Source organism: Venatorbacter sp. C2-1 (assembly GCF_022832715.1).
GTDB classification, from domain to species: Bacteria; Pseudomonadota; Gammaproteobacteria; order Pseudomonadales; family Oceanobacteraceae; genus Venatoribacter; species Venatoribacter alkanivorans.
In genome coordinates this window covers 1,042,560-1,064,677 of the sequence record NZ_CP094879.1, presented here as the reverse complement: position 1 = coordinate 1,064,677, position 22,118 = coordinate 1,042,560, and the positions used below count along the sequence as shown (strand labels likewise).

At 53.1% G+C, this 22,118-nt stretch carries 19 protein-coding genes; 8 read left to right on the top strand and 11 right to left on the bottom strand.

The annotated features are described in order from the left end of the window. Positions 1 to 102: 102 nt before the first annotated feature. The 3 genes from MT343_RS04805 to MT343_RS04795 all read right to left on the bottom strand — a co-directional run bounded on the left by MT343_RS04805 (position 103) and on the right by MT343_RS04795 (position 5,535). On the bottom strand, positions 103 to 1,545 hold the full coding sequence (locus MT343_RS04805) for a DEAD/DEAH box helicase (protein ID WP_145469613.1): 1,443 nt from the start codon (positions 1,543 to 1,545) through the stop codon (positions 103 to 105). 208 nt (positions 1,546 to 1,753) lie between these two features. Continuing rightward, on the bottom strand, positions 1,754 to 3,631 hold the full coding sequence (locus MT343_RS04800; RefSeq protein WP_145469614.1) for a transporter substrate-binding domain-containing protein: 1,878 nt from the start codon (positions 3,629 to 3,631) through the stop codon (positions 1,754 to 1,756). A gap of 74 nt (positions 3,632 to 3,705) precedes the next feature. After that, positions 3,706 to 5,535: a DUF3592 domain-containing protein gene (locus MT343_RS04795; protein ID WP_145469615.1), complete on the bottom strand. Its 1,830-nt coding sequence runs from the start codon at positions 5,533 to 5,535 to the stop codon at positions 3,706 to 3,708. 249 nt (positions 5,536 to 5,784) lie between these two features. Here MT343_RS04795 and MT343_RS04790 point away from each other — a divergent pair, with 249 nt between their 5' ends. Together MT343_RS04790 and MT343_RS04785 are read left to right on the top strand one after the other, a co-directional pair. Next, a complete protein-coding gene (locus tag MT343_RS04790; RefSeq protein ID WP_145469616.1) occupies positions 5,785 to 6,321 on the top strand; it encodes a hypothetical protein in 537 nt (178 codons plus the stop codon). A 66-nt stretch (positions 6,322 to 6,387) separates the two neighbouring features. Next, the gene (locus MT343_RS04785) at positions 6,388 to 6,876 is read left to right on the top strand and encodes a CreA family protein (protein WP_145469617.1); all 489 of its coding nucleotides are present in this window, start codon (positions 6,388 to 6,390) and stop codon (positions 6,874 to 6,876) included. A 64-nt stretch (positions 6,877 to 6,940) separates the two neighbouring features. Here MT343_RS04785 and yghU read toward each other — a convergent pair whose 3' ends face one another. From yghU to cmoA, 5 genes are all read right to left on the bottom strand, one after another. After that, the gene (gene yghU, locus MT343_RS04780) at positions 6,941 to 7,801 is read right to left on the bottom strand and encodes a glutathione-dependent disulfide-bond oxidoreductase (RefSeq protein WP_145469618.1); all 861 of its coding nucleotides are present in this window, start codon (positions 7,799 to 7,801) and stop codon (positions 6,941 to 6,943) included. 112 nt (positions 7,802 to 7,913) lie between these two features. After that, positions 7,914 to 8,987, bottom strand: a complete 1,074-nt coding sequence (locus MT343_RS04775; RefSeq protein ID WP_145469619.1) for a 3-deoxy-7-phosphoheptulonate synthase — start codon at positions 8,985 to 8,987, stop codon at positions 7,914 to 7,916. A gap of 459 nt (positions 8,988 to 9,446) precedes the next feature. Continuing rightward, positions 9,447 to 10,469: a hypothetical protein gene (locus tag MT343_RS04770; protein WP_145469620.1), complete on the bottom strand. Its 1,023-nt coding sequence runs from the start codon at positions 10,467 to 10,469 to the stop codon at positions 9,447 to 9,449. A gap of 226 nt (positions 10,470 to 10,695) precedes the next feature. Then, positions 10,696 to 11,700, bottom strand: coding sequence for a tRNA 5-methoxyuridine(34)/uridine 5-oxyacetic acid(34) synthase CmoB (gene cmoB, locus MT343_RS04765; RefSeq protein ID WP_256463987.1), 1,005 nt, complete (start codon positions 11,698 to 11,700; stop codon positions 10,696 to 10,698). Continuing rightward, a complete protein-coding gene (gene cmoA, locus MT343_RS04760; RefSeq protein WP_145469622.1) occupies positions 11,697 to 12,449 on the bottom strand; it encodes a carboxy-S-adenosyl-L-methionine synthase CmoA in 753 nt (250 codons plus the stop codon). The genes cmoB and cmoA overlap by 4 nt, the downstream gene beginning before the upstream one ends. A gap of 310 nt (positions 12,450 to 12,759) precedes the next feature. On the opposite strand from cmoA, the gene MT343_RS04755 reads away from it, so the two are divergent. Further along, positions 12,760 to 13,944, top strand: coding sequence for a hypothetical protein (locus MT343_RS04755; RefSeq protein ID WP_145469623.1), 1,185 nt, complete (start codon positions 12,760 to 12,762; stop codon positions 13,942 to 13,944). Positions 13,945 to 14,008: 64 nt separating this feature from the next. Here the strand turns inward: MT343_RS04755 and MT343_RS04750 are convergent, their stop codons facing one another. Next, entirely contained in the window at positions 14,009 to 15,541 is a 1,533-nt protein-coding gene (locus tag MT343_RS04750) for a DNA recombination protein RmuC (protein WP_145469624.1), read from the bottom strand. 32 nt (positions 15,542 to 15,573) lie between these two features. Then, on the bottom strand, positions 15,574 to 16,167 hold the full coding sequence (locus MT343_RS04745; RefSeq protein ID WP_145469625.1) for a hypothetical protein: 594 nt from the start codon (positions 16,165 to 16,167) through the stop codon (positions 15,574 to 15,576). A gap of 185 nt (positions 16,168 to 16,352) precedes the next feature. Here MT343_RS04745 and MT343_RS04740 point away from each other — a divergent pair, with 185 nt between their 5' ends. The 3 genes from MT343_RS04740 (at position 16,353) to MT343_RS04730 (ending at position 19,597) form a co-directional block, all read left to right on the top strand. Then, on the top strand, positions 16,353 to 17,492 hold the full coding sequence (locus tag MT343_RS04740) for an endonuclease/exonuclease/phosphatase family protein (RefSeq protein ID WP_145469626.1): 1,140 nt from the start codon (positions 16,353 to 16,355) through the stop codon (positions 17,490 to 17,492). Between the two features lies 1 nt (position 17,493). After that, on the top strand, positions 17,494 to 18,447 hold the full coding sequence (locus MT343_RS04735) for a hypothetical protein (RefSeq protein WP_145469627.1): 954 nt from the start codon (positions 17,494 to 17,496) through the stop codon (positions 18,445 to 18,447). Positions 18,448 to 18,667: 220 nt separating this feature from the next. Further along, a complete protein-coding gene (locus tag MT343_RS04730; protein ID WP_145469628.1) occupies positions 18,668 to 19,597 on the top strand; it encodes a hypothetical protein in 930 nt (309 codons plus the stop codon). 111 nt (positions 19,598 to 19,708) lie between these two features. Here MT343_RS04730 and soxR read toward each other — a convergent pair whose 3' ends face one another. After that, the gene (soxR, locus tag MT343_RS04725) at positions 19,709 to 20,146 is read right to left on the bottom strand and encodes a redox-sensitive transcriptional activator SoxR (RefSeq protein ID WP_145469629.1); all 438 of its coding nucleotides are present in this window, start codon (positions 20,144 to 20,146) and stop codon (positions 19,709 to 19,711) included. A 68-nt stretch (positions 20,147 to 20,214) separates the two neighbouring features. Here soxR and MT343_RS04720 point away from each other — a divergent pair, with 68 nt between their 5' ends. Together MT343_RS04720 and MT343_RS04715 are read left to right on the top strand one after the other, a co-directional pair. Next, positions 20,215 to 21,570 (top strand): MFS transporter, encoded by a 1,356-nt coding sequence (locus tag MT343_RS04720; RefSeq protein WP_145469630.1) that lies wholly within the window; start codon positions 20,215 to 20,217, stop codon positions 21,568 to 21,570. Positions 21,571 to 21,628: 58 nt separating this feature from the next. After that, positions 21,629 to 22,048 carry a thiol-disulfide oxidoreductase DCC family protein gene (locus tag MT343_RS04715; RefSeq protein ID WP_145469631.1) on the top strand — a complete coding sequence of 140 codons (420 nt, stop codon included), beginning with the start codon at positions 21,629 to 21,631 and terminating at the stop codon, positions 22,046 to 22,048. Positions 22,049 to 22,118 lie beyond the last annotated feature (70 nt).

Below are 22,118 nucleotides of genomic sequence, written 5' to 3'. Positions count from 1 at the left end.
TAATAAGGTTCTTTACTTTATTATCAGCATAAAAAACGGGCCTCATCTGAGGCCCGTTTTTGTTTTAGGCGGCGTTAACAGCAGCCGCTATTGGCGCAGGTTTTATCCCTGTGCCGGGCGGCGTGGACGACGCGGTGCGCTGCCTGCCGGGCGGCTGTTACCGCCATTGTTATTACCGCTGCTGCCGGATGAACGGCGCTGTTCACCCTGCTTTTGCTCACCCTGTTTCTGAGCTGAGCCAGAACGACCTGAACCGGAACGGCCAGCGTTACCGCCATTGCCGTTAGAGCGACCACTACCGGCCGGACGCGGAGCGCGCGGCTCGCGGTCGAAGGTATCTTTAAAGCCTTTAGGTTGCTTGGCTTTTTTCGGTTTACGCGGAGATTTAGGGCGCGACACCGGCAGCGGGGTATTAGGCTCAAAACCTTCCTGCACACGGCGTTCAATACTTTTGCCGATTAAGCCTTCAATGCCTTCGAGGTCTTCCAGTTCTTCGGCACAGACCAGGGCAATGGCTTCACCACTGGCACCGGCACGTCCGGTGCGGCCAATACGGTGTACGTAATCGGCGGCAACGTTAGGCAATTCAAAGTTGATTACGTGCGGTAATTGTTCGATATCCAGACCACGGGCGGCAATGTCGGTCGCCACTAATACTGCAATATCGCCGCTTTTAAATTCGGCCAGCGCACGGGTACGGGCACCCTGACTTTTATTACCGTGAATTGCAGCGGCGGTAATACCACGATCCTGCAGATGCGTGGTTAAACGGTTAGCGCCGTGTTTGGTGCGGGTAAATACCAGTACCTGTTTCCAGCCGTGTTGTTTCAGCAGGTGGCTGAGCACTTCAGGTTTGCGTTTTTTATCGACCGGAATCAGCCACTGTTCAACGGTGTGGGCTGTGCTGTTACGCGGGCTGACGTCAATTTCTACCGGATCGTTTACCAGGCCTTTGGCAAGGGTGCGGATCTCGTTAGAGAAAGTGGCCGAGAACATCAGGTTCTGGCGGTTTTTCGGCAGCAGTGCGAGGATTTTTTTGATGTCGTGAATAAAGCCCATATCGAGCATACGGTCGGCTTCGTCCAGCACCAGAAATTCCACTTCGTCAAAACGAATGGCTTTCTGCTGGTACAGGTCGAGCAAACGACCCGGACAGGCCACCAGTACGTCCACCCCACGGCGCAGGGCAATCATTTGCGGATTAATGCTGACCCCACCGAATACAACGGCGGAGCGGATATTCAGGTATTTGCTGTAATCAGCAACGTTTTCACCTACCTGAGCAGCCAGCTCACGGGTGGGTGTTAATACCAGCGCGCGGCAGCGGTTGGCGCTGGCGCGTTCGCCCTGCTGCAGTTTGTGCAGCATTGGCAGGGTAAAACCGGCGGTTTTACCGGTGCCGGTCTGGGCGGCGGCCATTACATCGCGGCCAGCCAGTACGGCGGGAATGGCCTGGGCCTGTACCGGAGATGGCGTGGTGTAACCCTGATCAGCAACGGCTTTCAGGATGGCATCGGCTAAGCCGAGTTCGGAAAATTGGGTCATGAGTGCGTGATCTGCTCTGAGAGCTGACATTGCAAGGAGAAATGGCGCGGTGTCAGCAGCCGCGTCCATCCGGGCAGTCGCCCGGCAAGGCAGGTCAACAGGTGTTCACCCAGCCTTTGAGAGGGGGCGGACTGTACTGGAATTAACAGGGTGAGTCCAGAAAAGCCCGGTATGGAAATGTAGCGCTGCGTAATAACGGCTGCCGGTCTTACCCGTGGTTGTCAGAGCCAAAATGGCGTAACGGCCGCAGTACTAAAAGCAGCAGAACCGGTGGTATCAGCAGCAGCCAGACGGCGGCAATAATCAGCACCGACCACCATACTTCGCGGCTGCTGCCGGCAAACAAACGCTGTGCAGATATAACAAAGGCAAAATGCTCACGCGTGCTTTGTTTATGCTCAAAGGAGGAGGCGAAAATATAGTACTCAGCGCCGTTAATCGTGGTTTTTTCCAGACGATTCTGCAACGCATTATGGCGGGTCATACTGAGAAGCTGTGGGTAAGGCACTACCGCGGGTACAGCGTTGCGGCTGGCGTCTTCTCCGGCCAGCCATTTATCCTGTAAAAATTGCCAGGTTTGTGGACGGATAGCGGCCAGCACCTGATCCAGTATCGCCGCTAACGGGTGCAGATCTTCCTGCAGCAGCAATTTAAGCCCCTGAGGCAATAGCTCCAATCCGGCAATCTGTTGGCTGAAACGCAGTCCGTTTATAAAATACTGGTCGGCGGTTTTACGCAGAATAAGTTCCATATCCAGCGCCGCATCTGCCCTGCCCTGTTTTACCGCTTCCAGTGCTTCCCGCGTATTGGCAATATCCAGCAAAGTGATCTGTGGGTAATTATTGCGGATAACATTAATAACGCTCCAGCCGGCAGGAATAGCCAGTGTTTTACCGTTCAGTTGCTGCAAATCATTAATTTCAGCGTCTTCCGGCCGCTGCACCACTGCGTAGGGCAACTGCAGAAATGATTGAGTCATTACGCCGGGTAATTGCTGACGACTTAATACCGGTTGCAGAATTTCCAGCTCTTTACGACGGAATAATTCCATTAATTCCGGCCAGGCATAGCCATTTACAAATTCGATATTCAGGCCGGTCATTTGCGCAATTAAGCGTAATAAATCAATGCTGTAACCACGCGGCTCGGCTGATACGGCAAAATCAATCGGCGGCCAGTCGGTTTCATTGGAAATACGCAAAAGCCCCAGGCTGTCGATATAGCGGGTCTGTGCTTCGCTGAGCGTAAAGGGATCGGCGGGAGGCAGGCGGTCTTCATTCCAGCGTTCGGCATTACTGGCAATAATTTCGCCACTCTGCTGGTAGAGATATATTTCACCATCCAGACTCAATGGCTGGCTGCGCAAGTGGGCGGCAAGGGTAGAAAAGGCAATATCTACCGCCAGTACAGCCTGCCCGCCAGCAATACGTGTGCTGTAACTCTGTCCCGGCGCCTGCAGATGCTGAAATAAATATGGCTGGGTTTTATTCACACTGCCGCTTTGGGCGCTGGTATACCAAAGACGCTGGCTGGCGTTGTAGTCACTGGCTTCATCGCGGGCAAACGTTTGCTGCATATGCAGGTCGTAAAATTCGAAGCGGCGGCGACGCTGATCTCCTTTCCCTGTAACCGTAATGACCACCCAGCGGTCGCTGGGCGCGGCTTTCAGCTGACGGCGTACAGCATCGCTGCTGTTAAGGTTTACCAGTTCGTAGACATCACCATTTTCAAACCCGATATAAATGGCGTACAGCACCGGATTATTACGCATTACTTCGGCAAATAACTGCGGAGTTGCGCGGTTAACCCATTGTCCCTCTACTAATTGTGGATATTGTGCCAGTGCCCGTGTGGTTTGCAGCGCATTGTTATCGAGGTTTCTGAGGTAGTCGCGGGTCGCACTGACGGTTTGCTGATAACGCGCCATGGCAGAATCCAGCACCATGGCACGGCTGAAATAGTAATGCAGACTCAGGGCAACCGCGGCGGTGATCAGCGTAACAAGCACCACCGCGACAATCAGGCGGAACTGCAGAGCCGCTGCCGACAGCGGATAAGGGTTGTCCGTTTTATCCTGCCAGTGCATCTGCGTCTCCCTGCCCGTGCCCCGGGTGTCTGTTTATCTGTTATTCAGCATAAACCAATCGTATATTTCTGCCTTCAGATCAGCTCACTATCCAGTTCACGGGTCAGCACTGCCCTGACTTTCTCTTTTAATGCTTCGGCGGCTTCACGTCCTTCAATGCCTTCGGCCAGTTTGATTTTTTTACCGCCGGCTTCAACCTGCAGAGAAAAATACTCGGTGCTGATACCGTTCTGATTGCTGGACGACATCCCCATATCCAGAGTCAGCGGGCTGGCGGCATTAATCTCAGCACTGCGCTGATATAAGGCGATACCGAATAAACGCCGCACCACACGCACTCTGCCCGGCTCAACATCGGCTTCCAGGCCACGCCCCAACCAGAATACACCCAGCCAGGTGACCAGCAGGCCGACCAGCAAAAATACCGGAGCCATCAGCCACAGCATCAGTTCACCCTGTGCCGCCATAAAGAACAGAAAGACGCCGACACAATCAAATATCAGGCCGAATACCAAAAGCCCAAGCGCCATACCGGTATGCCGTCCGGCAGCACTCTCAAGATGCAGACCACTGCCTGCGGCTGTCATAGCAATCTGCGCAGCGGCGCTGGTGTGCGCGTCTTCCCGCTGCTGCTGATTCCAGGCTTCCTGCTCTTCTGCCGGCATCTGAAATGATGATGTCTGCTGACCTTTTTCTACCGGAATGCTCCAGCTGCGTTCGAACTCAACCTGCAGACGATTGCTGTCGCGCATCGCCCGGCTGTTATCCACCCGCGGATTACGTGCCGCTGCAACCGGCACACTGACAATACCGTCACAATGAAGATTCCACTGAATACGCCCCCGGTAACCAGACGGTGAGCCACTGCCCGGTAAATCAGCCGGCACATCAAACAGGGCATGCACATTACAGCCACTGTTATTCGGCTCACAGTGCGCACGGCCTTTGCTCTGCCATATAACATCGTGATGGGTCTTACTCTCTTTGCCGTTACCGGTGCTGTAGATATGCACACAGGTTAACCGCACCTGTGGTGACGTAACCCACTCACCGCTGGCCAGATGAAAATATCCACCCACCTGTCCGCCGGCATTTCCGGGTAAAGGATCAGGATAAAAAAGAGTCTGACCAATCTGCAGATAGCGCTTACGCATACGCAGTGCGGCATAAATTGCACCGCTTCCAACCAGCGGGAAAATCAGCCCAAGCAAAACCTCCGGCTCACCATCCTGCAGGGCATCAACAATAATGAACAACAGTGGCGCAGATATCAGGACAAACAGACAGCCAATAAACAGCAGAATTTTATAACTGCCTCGCTGGTCACTGGGAATTCCTTCACGCGCACGATCTGCCTGATCGCTGACATTGCTGCTGCGGCCGCCCATAAACATAACGGCGCCGCCCACTGCCATAAATACCGCACCGAAAATGCCACCAAACACCATCAGCCCCATACGCAGGGTTCGGTCGAGATAGGCTTCTTGCGGCTTCGCAGGATTCACGTAAGCCTTCACCTGATTACGCTGCTGCTCCGATTTAAGGCGGGCATAAAGTACCTGCCAGAAATCGCCGATATTGTCAGAGCCACCGGTTAAGGCCACGCTGTCGCTGTAATAGGTGCGGCCATTAAACTGGTATTGATAGTGTGCTTCTACACTCCAGGTCACGCTGTCATCACCGTGATGTGTACGCAAATCCAGGCTGGTAATAGTGGCCGGTACGCGGGCCCAGTCTTCTGTTTCGTAATAACGCAGCAGATTACTGCCCACAGTAAAAGCGGCAACGGCAAAGCCTGCTGCAAAAAAAATAAAACCAAACAGCATCATACCGACGCTTTTTCCGGATTTACTTTTCTCGGTGGATTCTCCGCCTTTACTGCGGATGTTCGATGAAGCCGGCATAGGTATTCCCTGACTCTATAATTAAATGCCCGGTATGATGAGACAGTCAGCAACAAGCTGCAACGCAGAATCTGATTTTCTTATCATCAGTGCGAGCCAGATCACAGCCTGAAAGAAAAGCCCCCGGGAATCCTTCATGCAGCGCCGCACCGGGTAAAGCGCTACCGATAACAGAGCATAACCCCGCAGTTTTACAACGCGCAGAACTGTGGCAGGCTGGACAACAGATAACACACAAGGAACTGTACTATGAATGCCGTACGCCGCTGGCTGGCTCACCCGCTGATTGTTATTGCAATGGCGGTTATTTATATCGTTTCCCAAAGTATGATTGCCCATACTCTGCAACAGGGTGGTGCCGAGGCCTTGCTGTTCCGTTTTCAGTTCTGCTATCAGGCAGATGCATTTACCGCGCTGCTGCACAGCATCAGCGATGCTCAGTTAAATGCCCTGCAGCAACACTTCGCCTATGACCATATGCACCCGCTATGGTACGGATTGCTGGCATTATCCCTGACCAGCTGGCTGTTTGATCTGAATGCATTATCCGCGCGCTGGAATCTGCTGCTGTGGCCTGCCGTGCTGATGTCGGTTCTGGATGTTATTGAAAACAGCATTCATGAACCCTGGTTTAACCTGCTCAGCCCCCCCAGCGATCCCTGGGTTATGATTGCCGGTTTCAGCGCCACCTTAAAATGGACACTCGCCGCACTGTATCTGAGCGGTGCGCTGACATTGACCATCCGCTATGTCAGCCTGCGCAAAACCCGGCAGCCGCACGCCTGAACCGCACCCGCTCGCAGACTGTAAGTGGGTAACCGCAACTGATTATCTGACCATCGGAGTATTTTCATGAAACAACCTAAAACGGCCCTGACCCTTGCAGCCGTCTGCCTGGCTGGCCTGCTCAGTGCCTGCAGCAATGATGAAGTTGGCGATGTTTCACTGGGTTTATTTACCCTCAAAGACATCAAACTGAATGTTATGACCGACCCGCTGGTTCCCGGCGTTACCTGCCATGTTGCGTCAATTGAAGCTGACCTGAGTTTTTCCGATCCCAGCGACAGTGCCATTTCCTGCCGTCAGACCGGTGAAATTACCGCCGCGATGATTGCCCAGATCGATAAAAGTAAATCCGGCGATGTGGTGTTTAAAAAATCAAAAAGTATTTTCTTTAAAAATATGAAAATCCGCCGTATTTACGACGCCGAAAGCCAGACCCTGATGTATCTGTCTTATGCCACCAAAGAAACATCCGGCAGTTTTAAACACAGTTTATCGACAGTGCCCCTGTGGGGAACTCAGGCGTACAACAATGCACCGCAACCGGCACAGAAATAAGGCATACACAATAAAAAAGGCCCGTCATTGACGGACCTTTTTCGTTCAAAACTCAGACGTTGGCTTATACCTTGTCCGCAGTTTTAAGCAAAAAGTCACTGGCATCATGCCGTTCATGCAACTGTTCGTGCGGTTCCCCCCAGGTACGGTTAACCATACGGCCACGCTGCACAGCCGGACGATCAGCAATGGTATTGGCCCAGCGCAGAACATGGGTGTAGGTGTGTGCTTCTATAAATTCTGCGGCGTCGTATAAGCCGCCACGCACCAGCACGCCATACCAGGGCCAGATGGCCATATCAGCGATACTGTATTCATCACCACAGATAAACTCTTTATCCGCCAGATGACGGTTTAATACATCGAGCTGGCGCTTGATTTCCATGGTATAGCGGTCAATCGGATACTGATATTTTTCCGGCGCGTACGCATAAAAATGACCAAAGCCACCACCTAAAATCGGCGCGCTGCCCATCTGCCAGAATAACCAGTTAAAACATTCAGCACGGCCTGCGGCATCCGCCGGAATAAAGGCATTAAATTTTTCTGCCAGATACATCAGGATGGAACCCGATTCAAATAAACGCTGCGGCGGATTAACACTGTGATCCATCAGCGCCGGAATTTTGGAATTAGGGTTAACCTCAACAAAACCTGAACCAAACTGATCGCCTTCCATAATATTAATCAGCCAGGCGTCATATTCGGCATCGCTGATTCCGGCAGCCAGCAGCTCTTCCAGCATGATGCTGACTTTCACACCGTTCGGCGTCGCCAGCGAATACAACTGCAACGGGTGCTTGCCGACCGGCAATTCTTTGTCGTGAGTCGGGCCGGCAACCGGACGGTTAATATTGGCGAATTTACCGCCATTCCCCGCCTGCCATTGCCAGACTTTAGGCGGGATGTAAGTTGTTTCAGTCATGAGGCTCCCCTTGCGGATGAACAGATAGCCTCAAGTGTACCCTTTCCGCAGACCAAGGCCACGGCCGCAAGCGGCCGTTTTATAACGGATTACGGCACACTGAGTTGCAGCCTTAAAGTGCAGCGTGCAATCCGCGCAACAAGCTTTCGGTTTCATCCCAGCCGATACAGGCATCGGTAATTGACTGGCCGTACTGCAGCTCACCTTCATCGTTCTGACGTCCGGCGTGAATGAAGCTTTCCAGCATTAAACCCAAAATACCGCGATTGCCTGCAGCCCGCTGAGCCACCACGTCCTGCGCGATCGCCACCTGACGCTCATGCTGCTTGCAGGCATTATCATGGCTGCAATCCACCAGCACTTTGGCGTGGCAGTTGCCTTTTTCCAGTTCCGCCAGAGCAGACGCAATTGAGCTGGCGTCGTAATTGGTAATGCCACGGCCGCCGCGCAGAACCAGATGCGTGTCCGGGTTTCCCGGTGTGTCGAGCATGGCCATCTGACCATCCACATCCACGCCCAGCGTATGGTGGCTGTGACGCGCAGAAATCATCGCATTCACGGCATTGGTGGCCGAACCATCGGTGCTGTTTTTAATGCCCACCGGCATTGGCAGATGGCTGACCATTTCACGATGGGTCTGCGATTCGGCGGTGCGTGCGCCGATGGCGGTCCAGCTCACCAGATCATCGAGGTAGCGCATCACCAGCGGATTCAGTGCTTCGGTGGCCAGCGGCAAACCCAGCTCCGCCAGTTGCAGCATAATGCCGCGCGAGCGTTCCAGCCCCAGCGCCATATCGCCTTTGCCGTTACGCTCCGGATCGTAGGCCAGCCCTTTCCAGCCGATGCTGGTACGGGGTTTTTCCACGTAGGCGCGCAACACAATCAGCAGGCGATCGCTCAGCTGCTCGTTCAGCGCGGCCAGACGGCGGCCGTAATCCAGTACCGCCGCTTCATCGTGAATGGAACAGGGGCCGGTGACGATCAGCAGACGGTCATCGTTGCCGTTGAGCAGATCGCGGATCTGCTGACGCTGCTGGTCAATCTGCAATGCCAGCGCTTCGTTAAGCGGCAGGTCAGCCTTGAGCTGGCGCGGTGTACGCAGCGGACGCACCGCCGGGTCATTGCTTGCCTGTTGATCGGCGGTTTGTGTTTCTGTTGGTTGCTTGCTCTGTGTTTGTACGTTCATGGTGCAGTCCTCAATGTATTTGTCAGCGTATTTCCTGCGAATCAGAAGTGCGGCCAATAGCGGCCGCGACTAAATCGGCGGTACTGATGCAACAAACAAACAGCGGACTGAACTTTCATGACATATTCCTTAATTCTGCCAAGCCAATAACAAAAAACCCCGAAAGGCGGACTGCCAATCGGGGTTTTCCGGTGGCAGTCGGTTCTCACCGGACTGCCTTAACTGCATGATGCAAATTAAGCGCGGCCCGGCTCCTGGCTAAAATAGCCATAACCAAACCACCAATAATTAACGTTCTGAACAGCAGATACAGCGCTGCCTGCTGCAGAAGCAGCATGGGCAGAAAGCATGTTCAGGACGCGGGAATCAGTATTCATAGCGCTCAATACTACGCTGAAAGGCATACATTTCAACCCCGCAGCGCGTTTCATCCATGACAATTTTGTGAAACAAGGCCATTTATCCGGCAACCGGTTGCTGCGCATCACCTTCAGGCCCGGCGTCAGCTCCGGTATCCGTTCCGGCATATGCCGGGCTGGCGTTTTCTGGCGCAGGTAAGACGATGATAAAGCTGTTAAACACCGCCAGCGCCAAGCGTACCCATGGCAGCAACAGGTAGAAGACCGCCAGCAGTATCGGGTTGTCGTAGTAATCGTTGAAGTAGAAAAACAGCTGCAGACCAAAGAACAAACCCGGTAACAGCATGGCCAGAAGGATGGTCTTCAGCGGACTCCAGCCCATATTGCGCAGGCGCTGAACCAGAAACCAGAACGCAACAATCACACTCACAATCAGCACCAGAGCAAACCAGACCAGCAGCTGTTCCTGACGTGACGACGAATAACCATAACCATTGCTGTAACCAAACAGCGACACAGCTCCCGCAATCAGCAGCAGCGCTGCCACCACACCCAGCACCGTACAGCGCCAGAAAAACTGAATACTGTTGAGCTGCTCTTCAGCCGCATAGCGCGGATTCATACGCAGCAACGGATGCTGCGGCTGGCTGACGCTCAGTGCCGGGCGGAACAGTACATAAATATGAAACAGCAACCAGCCTGCGCTGATCCCCATAATGGAGAACATCATCACTCCTGATGGCGAGCTGTTCATGTTGATATTCGACATATAAGGCACCATCGACAGCAAACCGTAATTCAGCAAGCCAACCGGTACCATCAGCCAGCGACCAAACATACGGCAGGCCAGAATGACACTCAGCACCAGCCACAGCGGATCAACCAGAATATTAATGGAGAAGAAAACCCACATCAGCTCAACGTAGTCGGAATAAGGACCGTTAAACGCATAACCAGAATCCGGGAATACATAAGCGCCACCGGCATGCAATGCACCCTGTATCGCGAACAGAATAAAAAACGCCAGCATATAGCGGTCACGGTCGATGCGTCCGTCAAGAACAGCGGGTTTTTCGCCGCTGAACTGGTCGCGCCAGAACAGGTCTTTTAATAGCAATAACATGATAAATAATCCTTTTATCGTTGTGCCGCCAGCAGCTCAGGAACTGCACGGACAAAATGGGGCAGAATAAGCACTCGTCTCTGTATGACCGCTGCATGGCGGCTGAATGACCGCTGCATTCCCTGCCCGGCATCAGAAAGACGGTACAAAATATAAAAATCCCGGCTATTGCCGGGATTTTCAAAAGCAGTGCCGATTACACTATTTATTGCCTGCTCAGTAAAGATCAGGCTTCGGCAATAATCACCGCCCGCAATGGTGCCGGATAACCTTCGGCGGTTTTATTGCGGTCCTGCGGATCGAGAAAGTCCGCCAGCGAGTTGAAATGCATCCAGTCGGTGGTGCGCTGCTCATCCAGCGAGGTCTGGTTCAGATCCACCACCCTTGCGTTTTTAAAGCCGACGCGGCGACACCAGAGCAGCAGGGTTTCGGTGCTGGGAATAAACCATACATTGCGCATCATGGCGTAACGGTCTTCCGGCATTAATACTTCGCCCAGAGCGCCATCGATCACCAGCGTCTCCAGCACCAGCTCACCGCCGGGACGCAGTGCGTCTTTTAATTCCTGCAGATGATCCACCGGCGATTTGCGGTGATACAGCACACCCATTGAGAACACCGTATCAAAGGCTTTTAAATTGCCCGGCACATCTTCCATTTTCAGCGGTAATAAATCGGCGCGGGCACTGTGACCTGCAGCCTGAAGATAGCGTTTATACGCCTGAAACTGCATCAGGAATAAACGTGACGGATCAACACCAATCACGCGGTAAGCACCGGCACCCAGCATGCGCCAGATGTGATAACCGGAACCACAGCCAACATCCAGTACCACACGGCCATCCAGCGGCGCCAGATGCGGAGCCACCCGCTCCCACTTCCAGTCGGAGCGCCATTCGGTATCGATGTGTGTGCTAAAAAACTGAAACGGCCCTTTACGCCAGGGAATCAGCCCTTCCAGCGCCTGCTGTAATTGTTCCTGCTGAGCGGCGGTGATGGCATCGCTGCTGAGGGCAATATCATGGCGATTTAGATCGGCCTGAACCTGCTCAATAACCGGTAGCTGTTGCAGGGCATGTAACCAGCGCTGCTGATCGCCGTGTTCTTTTTCCTGCAGCACCAGTTCCAGCTGACGCGGTAAAACCTCCGCCCAGGGCGCCAGTTTGCCTTCACGCATAAAGGCCAGCACATCATCAAACCAGTGCAGAATATCGTCACGCTCTGTCATCATTTAACCGCTAAAAAAGACACAAAATTAAAACACTGATACCAGCGGATAACCTGACGGAAGCCGGCCGCTTTAAGACGCTCAATATGCGTCTGTTCCGTTTCCGGAATCAGTACGTTTTCAATCGCGCTGCGTTTCTGGGCAATTTCCAGATCGGAATAACCATTGGCGCGTTTAAAGTCGAGATGCAGTTCGTCCTGCAGCAACTGCTCTTCAGCACCGAAGCAGAGTTTCTCCGACAGAATCAGCGCCCCGCCCGGCAGGGTCGCATCGGCAATTCTGCTCAGCAAAGTCAGACGCTGCTCGGGGGCAATAAACTGCAGCACAAAATTCAGTGCCGTTACCGAAGCATTTTCCAGCGGGTATTCAAGAATATCGGCACAGGCCATGGTGACCGGCACCTGACCTTCATCCAGCGCCACATAATGCTCGGCACGCTCAATCATCGAGGCCGAATTATCCAGACCGATAATCCGGCAGCCCGCGGCGCGTTCACCCGCCGCCTGTACACCATGGCGCATCGCCAGAGTAACCGCCCCCAGCGAACAGCCCAGATCGTACAGACTGGAACCCGGCTGCGCATAACGGCCGGCAATAATGCCGGACATTGCCACGGTTTCGGCATAGCCCGGCACGGAGCGTTTGATCATGTCCGGAAAGACACGCGCGACCGCACTGTCGAAGGTAAAACTGGCGACCTTCTGCTGCGGGGTATTAAAGATGGTATCGGGCTGTTGATCGAAGTCGGACATGGCAAACTGACCAGATTCTGTGCAGGGGGCGCATTCTAACGGATGGACACCGGAGCGGCCAGCACTGGCCGCCATTCGCGCCTGTAAGGCCGCCCGAGTCTGATAATACCCAGCGACCCCATACTATTTACTGATAAAACTATTAAATAATCAGTAAAGGCGACCGAACAGCTTTTGACTCCGGTCTGGCCGCTACTTAAGGTGCCGCCGTCCTAAAAGGACCCGACAGGGAAGCCAAAAGGCAACCACTCAGACGAACTCTGACAGCCACCCGGTTCCCTGTCGTTATTACAACACTATGGAGAATCGCATGAATGTAATGCTGAAAACCGCCGGCCTGAGCGTGCTGGCATCTGGCCTGATCGCCTGTGGCGGCGATGAAAATCAGGATGCTGCAGTTCCGCAGAATTATCACAACATTACCACCCATCTGCAGGGCACGGTATTTGATGCCGTTACCGGTGCACGAATCAGCAACGAGTCTCTGAAAGTGCTGCTGGTCCAGGGAGATAAATACCGTACAGCGAAACTGAACAAAGAATACGCTGGTGACTATTTCATTCAGGATATTCCGACCTCAACTGAAAACAATGTGACTTTCCGTATGGAAGCCACAGCAACGGGTTACCAGCCGGTCATTGCTTCCGTTGATTTCAACGCTGATACAAACAACCTGCAGGATAAAAATGCATGGCGCATGGGTAATTTTTATCTGTACCCGCTGGGCGTAAGCGCTGCGGATATGACAGTGAGCGTTACCTACAATGGTGAAAAGATTGAAGGAGCAGCCGTTCAGCTGCAACCAAATACCAATGGTAATACCCTGACTGCCGACAGCATTAATGTTATTGCCCCTAACAATGGTTTCCAGGGTGCAATCACTGCCACAACCGATGTTGAAGGTAACGCTGTATTCTCCGGCGACGCTCTGGTTCTGGGTGGCCGTTATCAGGTACAGATTCTGCCAATGAGCTACAAAGGCATTGAACTGGGTCAGCCTACTGCCGTTAACGTGAATATTGGTACCAGCACTATCCACCAGCGCGTAGCGATGGTCGATATCGTACCAGGCAACAACGACGGTCTGTACGTTGCTCAGGCGTCTAACGAAGACGACAACGCCATTAACAGCAATGGTACTCTGACTCTGAAACTGAGCCGTCCGGTCAGCATCGTGAATGAATCATTTGCCAGCGCTGCACTGACCAATGCCACGACAGCGGTGTTGGATACCAACAGCCAGGGCAGTGAAGTAACGGTTACTCTGTCTGCCGACGGTCTGACTCTGACTCTGCAGCCAAACTTTATTACCAATCCGGTAAACTTCAACGGCAATAACAGCGGCACCGCTGACAATGCTATGTACATTACTTACAGCAACCTGTTTGTTCGTCTGCAAGACAGCGACACCACAGAGCTGTACAACGTGTTGAACCTGGTAGATACCAGCGGCTTAACTGTCAGTGGCCGGGTAAACGTTACCGTAGCCTTCTGATAAGAAAGAATAAAAAAGCACCGCTCTGCGGTGCTTTTTTTACCTGCTTCCGGCGCCAGAAAACTCAATCCGGTTCCGACACCTCATCCAGTAATAACTGGCCATCCTGTTCCAGTGCTTCTTCGGCCAGATCGCGCGACAGTTCTTTTTTCGCCCGTACGCCCAGCTGTAAAAACTTCTCGCTCTGACTGAGCAGGTTACCACGGCCGCTTTTCATTGAGTTCCAGGCATCGTCGTAACTCTTCTGTACGGTGCCAAGCTGGCTGCCGACCTTCTCGAATTTCTCCACCACGATTACCAGTTTTTCATACACCTTAGCCGCCTGGTCAGCGAGTTTTTCGGTGCTCTTACTGCGCCGTTCCACCGCCCAGATACTGGCCACCGTGCGCAGGGTCGCCAGCAAGGTGGTTGGTGTGACCACCACAATACGGCGTTCAAAGGCTTCGTTAAATAAGGCTTCATCCTGCTGGAATGCCAGCATAAAAGCCGGCTCTACCGGCATAAACAGGAAGACAAAATCCGGTGAATGCAGCCCCTGTAATTGTTGATAGGCTTTATCGCTCAGGCTGCGGATATGATTACGGATAGCATCCACATGGCGGCGCGCGGCAGCATCGCGCTCAATATCGCTTTCGGCGTTAACATAATCGGTATAGGCATTGAGCGAGACTTTAGAGTCGACAATGATGTGTTTCTTTTCCGGTAAATTAATAATCACATCCGGACGGTAGGTCTTGCCTTCATCATTCTGATGGCTCTGCTCGCGCTGGTATTCTTCCCCTTTGCGTAAGCCGGAACGTTCAAGCACGGTTTCCAGTACCATTTCGCCCCAGTTACCCTGCATTTTTTTCTCACCGCGTAATGCGGTGGTTAATGCGTGGGCCTCGGCGGTAATCTGCTGATTGAGTTTGTGCAAATTTTCGATCTGGGTTTTCAGCTCGGTGCGGTCTTTAACATCGTTCACATAAACATCGTCGACTTTTTTACGCAAACCTTCGAGCTGATCTTTAAAAGGCGTCAGTAATGAGTTCAGACCTTTCTGGCTTTGCTCGCTGAATTGCTGCTGTTTCTGCTCGAAAATTTTATGCGACAGATGCTCAAACTCTTTCAGCAGCTGTTCTTTATTTTGCTCCAGCAAGGCTAACTTTTCTTCAGCGCTGCGCTGCTGTTGCGCGCGCGCTTCCTGCTCGGTGGCCAGTTGCTGCTGCAACTGATTCAGCTGCTGCTGCAATTGCTGTTGCTGCAGGTTTTGCTCCTGACGCTGCTGTTCCAGCTGTTGTGCCTGCTGCTGCAGATTTTCGCTGCGCTCCTGCCAGCGTGCCTGGGCGACATTCTGCTGCTGCAATTCCTGCTGTACCTGTTCCAGCTTCTGTTGCTGCGCATCCAGACTCTGGCTCAGCTGAGTATTCTGCTGCTGATATTGCTGTTCTTTCTGCAACCACTGCTGCTCGCTCTGCTGCCACTGCAGTTGTTCCTGCTCCAGCTGCTGCTGAATTTTCTGCATCTGTGCATGCTGATAAAACCAGGACGCAGCTGCAGCAGCCGATGATAACGCCAGCGCCGATAAAGCCAGCTGTATTAACGAAAACTCAAACATAAAACCTCATCAGATGCAGACATAAACATCAGTTAAAAATGCGCACGCACGCCGGCAATAATACTGTCGGCATCAATATCGCTGAATTCGGTGGTGGAATATTCGGCGAATAACACCACATCATGCTGATTGGGCAGCGGGAAGTTAAATCCGGCACTGCGCATGGTAGAGCAACCATCGTCTGACCAGGGCTCCAGAACACCACTCACCGCCGTACTCCAGCAATGACGGCCATAACGCACCCAGGGGCCAACGCCATTGGCCAGTGGCAAACGCAGGGTAACATCCCAACCGGCACTGATACCGTCGAATTGTGGGCTTTCGGCATTCTCGTTAATGTTTTTATCGCCCCACAACCATAAACCCAGACCGGTACTGACACCCGGAATCCACTCGATGCCGCCTCTGGCATACACCAGATCGGTGAGCAGGGTGTCAGACTCACCATCGTCACTGCGCTCTTCCGGAATGCTCTGGGCACTCAGCCCAAGCGCCAGCGCGGCATACCCCTGAGGCTGCCATGCCTGTACCGGCATACCCAGCAGTAAAAGCAGAAAGCCCATACGGCTCGTTGCGGTACCGCAGCTGTACCGGCCTTTCATCGTGTTGTCATCGGAATACATCATGTTCAGTCCTGTTGTTACTTAGGCCATCGGGCCAAATGCGCTGTCGTCATTTGCCACCCTGCGCGCCAATCTGTGCTGATTATGCCTGATTGCTGCGGCATTGCGTGCCAGTGAATTGCCAAACTGGTTCCATCGTGCAGAATCGACATCACAATAAAAACAGCTCACCACCAAAGGATAATTCCATGAAAGCCGTTGCTTTAGCGCTGCTTGCGCTGACCCCGGTGCTGACCACTCAGGTTCAGGCCAGCTCCTCTACCCCGAGCATGAACAACCACTACTCTACCCATCCGCTGCAGTGGTACAACGAGGTTTCCGAGCTGGAATACTTCGACACCAATTTCACCACCACCTGGGTAACCAATCCGGCCTGCGATAACAGCGCCGACTTTACCGCCGTCACCTACAACATTTTCCACAATGTGGGCTTTGTGTACGACTTCGGTGATGAAATGGAACAGTCACTGGGCAAGGTCACTGAATGTGCCGACGTTATTATGCTGCAGGAAGCCTGGGACTACGACGATATGTACGAAGACGGCCCGGTGGATGATTTTGCCGCACGCGGTTTTGAAGACACCTACGGCGGTGGCAGCAACTATTGCAACGGCAGTGATATCGAAGACGACTGTCCGGGACTGATGATTTTCTCGCGCCACGGTTATGCAAAAAAACTGGGCTACCACAAATACAACGCCACCAGCGGTATTGATGGCGTAAAAGGCAAAGGCGTGATCGGTGCCATTGTCGAAAAAAATGGCCAGTACATTTATGTATTCAACACCCATCTGGTATACGGCAGCGCTCAGCATCTGGGCGGCAACAGCAGCGACGACAACGCCCGCCGTGGCCAGATGAATGAAGCCATTAACTGGATTAAAGGTAAGATCGACGCCAACGCCGCACAATTCCCGCCAGCGGCCGTTATTTTCGGTGGCGACTTTAACACCGACCTGCAGAACCCCGCCGCGGTACAGAACATCACCCAGGGCAGCCTGTGGGATCAGATGGCATTAGTACGTAATCAGAACACCGAAGTACGCGATGGCCTGCAATATACCTACTGGCCAAAAGATGCCTGCTGTGAAGACACCGGTCCAAACGGTCTGGCAACCGACGATTACGCCTGGTTCGATTACACCCTGGTATTTGATGCAGCCAACTGGAACATCGGCGCTCCGGCTACCGGCTGCGGCGTTACCCGCGTCAATACCAGCGTCTGGGCACCGGAATGGCGCGGTCAGGATGGCCAGCGTTACCTCGCCTATTACACCCACAGCGATCATTACGGCAGTCTGACCGAAATCGATTTCTGCCAGCCGTAATATGCAGCGTTTAACTATTATCCGGCTGGTGCTGCTTGCAGCACTCGCCACTGGTTTCACTCTGCTGTTGCTGCAATGGCGGACACCGCTGACTCAGGTCGGCGGTGATTCTGTATCCCTTGTTACTGACCCACAGTCTGATGCTGCGCCAGAGCACACTCTGGCCGACGCGCCGGCGTCATTGCGTGAACGCCTGCACCAGAGTTTACTGCGCGGCGCCCAGCAGGCCGCCGCTCAACAGCTGACCCAATCACTGAATACCCTGCACTGGCGCGAAAGCGAATGGCAGGCCGACCCCAATGCCGGGCTTGAGCGTTTGCAGCAACGCTGCCAACAACAACTCAGCCGTGCCTTTGAACGCAACACTGACGACAGCGACATTCAGCAACTCTGTGAACAGCAATTGCTGTTATCTCTGGCGGAAAGTCAGGGCTTAACCCTGGAGCAGGCCAGTCGTTTTATCTCGCTCAGCCGGGAAAACCCACAACCGCTGAAACAATTCCAGCAACGCTCACCATTGAGCGATTTCGATAATCCGCTGCAGTTTTTTGAACAATACTGGGCCACACAGGATGCACTTTACGGTACCGATATAAGCCGGGAAGTCTTCAGCGCCCAGCGCGATGGCATGCGTTTTAATCAACGCTTTCAGGATTTTTTAACACAGGCCAAAAACCTGCCATTAAAAGACCGTTTGGCCTGGTATGAACAACAGCAGCAACAATTTGCCAGCCAGCATGGTCAGCCGTTAAGCGCCCTGAGCAGCGATGCCATCGACCACGTTAACCGCCTGATCAGCCTGTACGAAGCCGGCGACGCTGCCAATGCTGGCGATAAGCTGCAGCAACGCTACCAGCTGCGCCGCCAATACCTGAGTGAAGCCAGTGCCGAACGCTGGCGCAAGCGTGAAGAAAGACAATTAAAAGAAAGCGGAACCTTAGCGAAACTGCACTGATATAGCTCCGGAGACGGTTGCACCATCGCCTGCATCAGCTATCCCGGAGCATCCTCGTACTAAATCATCAAGGATGATATTACCCCTGAGCACATCGGATAAGTGTTCTAATAAATATTGCTGTTTTTTCTGCAATATAAATCAGCTGTAAAATAATTATTCTGTTTTCCACTACCCTTGTTCTTCCGCTTCAGCAGAAGCTAAACCAAGAGAACAGCGTATGGAACATGCATTTTACGTTCGAATGACCACCGCAGGGAAAGGCGACTCCGGAACCGATTACAGAATACACTTCACCCTCCACGGCCTGAATTCCAAGGGAAAGATGATTTCCTCCCCATCATTTGAAATTTTAAGTTGCCGTGGGCTTAAAGATAATAACAGTGTTGCGTCTCCTCATTCTGATCCGTTCGCAGCAAAAGAGATTCCGGTAATGGTGGAGGATCTGGTATCCCCTACCAGCATCACCATTTCCTGCCTGCACAGTGATGCTTACCGTCCCTGCGTCGTTGTTTTAAGATCCGGAAAGGAATCCTGGGTTTTTCCGAACTACAGTAACGCAGCCACCGAAAAAGAACATGGTGTAAACAAACCCATAACTATTCCGGTTCTGGATTTCCAGCAACAGGATTGGGATGAAAGCCATCTTATCTGTCCTACCCCGACCAGCATCAATGACAATCTTGTGGATTCACAGCCTGTTTTAGTCTGTCACAAACGACTGCCGGATTTAAACAACAGTAAATACAGAACATTAAAAGTCAGTGCATTTTACAAGCTGGTTTATTCCGGTACTGCCATTAAAGGAAGTCCTATCGACCGAATGATAGAAGTAAGTGCTGGTGTCGAAAATGAAATATCGGTTACTGAGCAGGTCAGTGCCAGTCTGGGCGTGGAAGCCAGCTTCCTGAGCATCGGTGCGGAAATATCCAAAGAAACAACCCATACCCAAAGAATAACCAACCACACGACGATTACTCAGAAACTGACCGGAAGCACAGACAGCTCACCTATCCGTATTGCCTGGTGGCAGAAAGTGTATCGTTATGAAGTTCAGGGGATAAACCAGAACTGGGGAAGTTCAGCGATATTCGATGATCCTCTGGACTCTAATATGCTCAAAACCTGGTACCAGGAGCCAATCGAATAAATAACCACATTAAGATTTAAAAATATCTGTTCATCACGACCAGCGCGATGAACAGATATTTTCTTTGCCAGGGTCTGTTAACACTAATTGAACCGGGCCTTAGACCCGCACTCACATATCCAAACTCTCCGCCCGGCAATCCCCCGGATTACGCAACGGGCAATCCGCTAACGATAAACAACCACAACCTATGCAGCTGTCGAGCTGCTGCTGTAATAAATTCAGGTCAGCTATTTTTTGTTGCAGTAACGCCTGCCACTGACGTGACATGGCCTGCCATTGTGCGGCAGTCGGGGCGCTGTCTGCGGGTAATACCGCCAGCGCCTGTTTAATTTCGCGCAGGCTGATGCCGGTGCGCTGCGCCACCTTAATAACCGCAATACGGCGCAATACATGGCGGCTGTAACGGCGATGATTGCCATTATTACGCCAGCTGCGGATCAGCCCTTCTGCTTCATAAAAATGCACGGTGGATACCGGGATATCACAGCGCCGGGCAATTTCACCCACGCTCAATGCGGTTTTGTCGGCGGCAACCGGCTGCGGCATAAGGCTTGACCTCAAGTTAAGTTGAGGTTTTATGGTAGCCGCCGGTTTCATTATTGAGAAGACTATTTATGTCACAGACCGTCATATCCCCGGCTCAGGCTGTCCCGATACAGGCCCCCGCAACATCCGCGGAATTGCCGCCAACACAACAAACCTCAGCGCTCAGTCTGATTATTATCTGCGTTCTGGTCGGCCTGAATCTGCGCCCGGCACTGGCGGCCATCGGCCCGGTTGTAACGCTGCTACAACAGGATACCGGGCTGAGCTTCAGCGCTGTTGCCTGGCTGACCCTGCTGCCGGTACTGGCGATGGGTATTGGCTGCTTTGTTACCTTATGGCTGCGCCGCCATATCAGCCTGGCGTACTTAATTCAGGGCGCTTTAGCCTTGTTACTGCTCGCCAACCTGCTGCGTCTGATCGACGCCGGTAGCCTGAATTCCGCACTATTACTGCTGACCGCATTACTGGCCGGCTCCGGTATTGCCGTTATTCAGGCAACACTGCCGATTGTGATTAAGTCGCTGGCCAGCGACAGTGCCAGAATTATGGGGTTTTATGTCAGTGCCATTATGGCGGGTGCGGCGTTAGGCGCAGGCCTTACTCCTTTTCTGGCGCAGTGGCTGGCCAGCTGGCGCGCCGCTCTGGCTTTCTGGGCGGTGCTGGCGGTGGCAGCATTCGTGGCCTGGATACGCTGGACAGCACGGACACAAATTCAGCCTGCGGCAACGTCCGCTGAACCACAGTCAGCAACAGACGCTGAAATACTCTTTGCACGCCCGGCTGCCCAGAGCTTCAACCGTTACCGGCTTATGTCATTAGTGGCGACCTTCAGCATGGCAGCCGCTGGCTATGTATGCGTACTGGCCTGGTTGCCGCCGTTTCTGATTGACCTTGGCTACAGCAACACAGAATCCGGATTAATGCTGGGTTATCTGACCGCAGTGGAAGTGATTGCCGGATTACTCTTTCCGGCCTGGGCTGCAGGCAGCCCCGACCGCCGCCGGGTATTATTCAGCGTGCTGATATTATCCATCGGTGGTTTTATCTGGCTGGCGTATTTTCCGCTGACAGGTGCAGTGCCATTGCCTTCTGCAGCATTCACCCTGGCATCAATGCCCATAGTGCTTATCCCGCTGACGCTGCTGGGACTGGGTATTGGCGGACAATTTCCGATGATTATGATCGTTACTATGGATCATCACCCGGATGCTCAACAGGCGGGGTCATTAATCAGCAAAGTGCAGGGATACGGCTACAGCCTCGCAGCAATTACGCCGTTAATAATGGGAAGTGTGCGCGATCAGCTGGGTAATTTCAGCTCAGCCTGGCTGGCTCTGGCTATTATGTATGCTGCCGCCTTGCTGCTGTGCAGCCGTTATAACCCGGTGCGTTATGCACAGCTGCGTCAGGTAAAAGGGCGCTGAAAGTATCGTCTTTTTCTATTAATATCAAAGCCTCCGCCAGCAATATCAGGGAAAACCAATGCCCGAACTGACGTTGTTCTACGATGGCTACTGCCCGCTTTGTGTACGCGAAATGAAGCATCTTACCCGGCTGGATACCGCCGGGCAGATGCAACTCGTCGATATCCAGAGCGATGATTTCAGCCAACACTGGCCGCAGGTTAATAAAGCAGAAGCCAGCAGCATCTTGCTGGCCGTGCAGGACAACGGTGAATGGCTGCGCGGCCTCGATGTTACTCACCGCGCCTGGCAACTGGTCGGCAAAGGCTATTGGATCGCGCCCCTGCGCTGGCCGGTTATCCGCTTGCTCGCCGATCAGGTTTACCTGTGGTTTGCCCGCAACCGTTACCGGATTTCCGGCTGGCTGACCGGCCAGCAGCGGTGTGAGGCCTGTGCGATTAGTGGCTGTGATATTGCGGAAAAAAAGCAGGGGAAGTGATAGTAGCCGCTGCGTGGGCTGGCTATCTGAGGCGGCCGGCTCGCTACTACGCTCTGCGTAGTAGTGCCTG

What these genes read in the sequence shown, in the direction of transcription:
- MT343_RS04805 (WP_145469613.1), bottom strand. Translation starts at nt 1,545, where the DNA reads ATGACCCAATTTTCCGAACTCGGCTTAGCCGATGCCATCCTGAAAGCC.
- MT343_RS04800 (WP_145469614.1), bottom strand. Translation starts at nt 3,631, where the DNA reads ATGCACTGGCAGGATAAAACGGACAACCCTTATCCGCTGTCGGCAGCG.
- MT343_RS04795 (WP_145469615.1), bottom strand. Translation starts at nt 5,535, where the DNA reads ATGCCGGCTTCATCGAACATCCGCAGTAAAGGCGGAGAATCCACCGAG.
- MT343_RS04790 (WP_145469616.1), top strand. Translation starts at nt 5,785, where the DNA reads ATGAATGCCGTACGCCGCTGGCTGGCTCACCCGCTGATTGTTATTGCA.
- MT343_RS04785 (WP_145469617.1), top strand. Translation starts at nt 6,388, where the DNA reads ATGAAACAACCTAAAACGGCCCTGACCCTTGCAGCCGTCTGCCTGGCT.
- yghU (WP_145469618.1), bottom strand. Translation starts at nt 7,801, where the DNA reads ATGACTGAAACAACTTACATCCCGCCTAAAGTCTGGCAATGGCAGGCG.
- MT343_RS04775 (WP_145469619.1), bottom strand. Translation starts at nt 8,987, where the DNA reads ATGAACGTACAAACACAGAGCAAGCAACCAACAGAAACACAAACCGCC.
- MT343_RS04770 (WP_145469620.1), bottom strand. Translation starts at nt 10,469, where the DNA reads ATGTTATTGCTATTAAAAGACCTGTTCTGGCGCGACCAGTTCAGCGGC.
- cmoB (WP_256463987.1), bottom strand. Translation starts at nt 11,700, where the DNA reads ATGATGACAGAGCGTGACGATATTCTGCACTGGTTTGATGATGTGCTG.
- cmoA (WP_145469622.1), bottom strand. Translation starts at nt 12,449, where the DNA reads ATGTCCGACTTCGATCAACAGCCCGATACCATCTTTAATACCCCGCAG.
- MT343_RS04755 (WP_145469623.1), top strand. Translation starts at nt 12,760, where the DNA reads ATGAATGTAATGCTGAAAACCGCCGGCCTGAGCGTGCTGGCATCTGGC.
- MT343_RS04750 (WP_145469624.1), bottom strand. Translation starts at nt 15,541, where the DNA reads ATGTTTGAGTTTTCGTTAATACAGCTGGCTTTATCGGCGCTGGCGTTA.
- MT343_RS04745 (WP_145469625.1), bottom strand. Translation starts at nt 16,167, where the DNA reads ATGATGTATTCCGATGACAACACGATGAAAGGCCGGTACAGCTGCGGT.
- MT343_RS04740 (WP_145469626.1), top strand. Translation starts at nt 16,353, where the DNA reads ATGAAAGCCGTTGCTTTAGCGCTGCTTGCGCTGACCCCGGTGCTGACC.
- MT343_RS04735 (WP_145469627.1), top strand. Translation starts at nt 17,494, where the DNA reads ATGCAGCGTTTAACTATTATCCGGCTGGTGCTGCTTGCAGCACTCGCC.
- MT343_RS04730 (WP_145469628.1), top strand. Translation starts at nt 18,668, where the DNA reads ATGGAACATGCATTTTACGTTCGAATGACCACCGCAGGGAAAGGCGAC.
- soxR (WP_145469629.1), bottom strand. Translation starts at nt 20,146, where the DNA reads ATGCCGCAGCCGGTTGCCGCCGACAAAACCGCATTGAGCGTGGGTGAA.
- MT343_RS04720 (WP_145469630.1), top strand. Translation starts at nt 20,215, where the DNA reads ATGTCACAGACCGTCATATCCCCGGCTCAGGCTGTCCCGATACAGGCC.
- MT343_RS04715 (WP_145469631.1), top strand. Translation starts at nt 21,629, where the DNA reads ATGCCCGAACTGACGTTGTTCTACGATGGCTACTGCCCGCTTTGTGTA.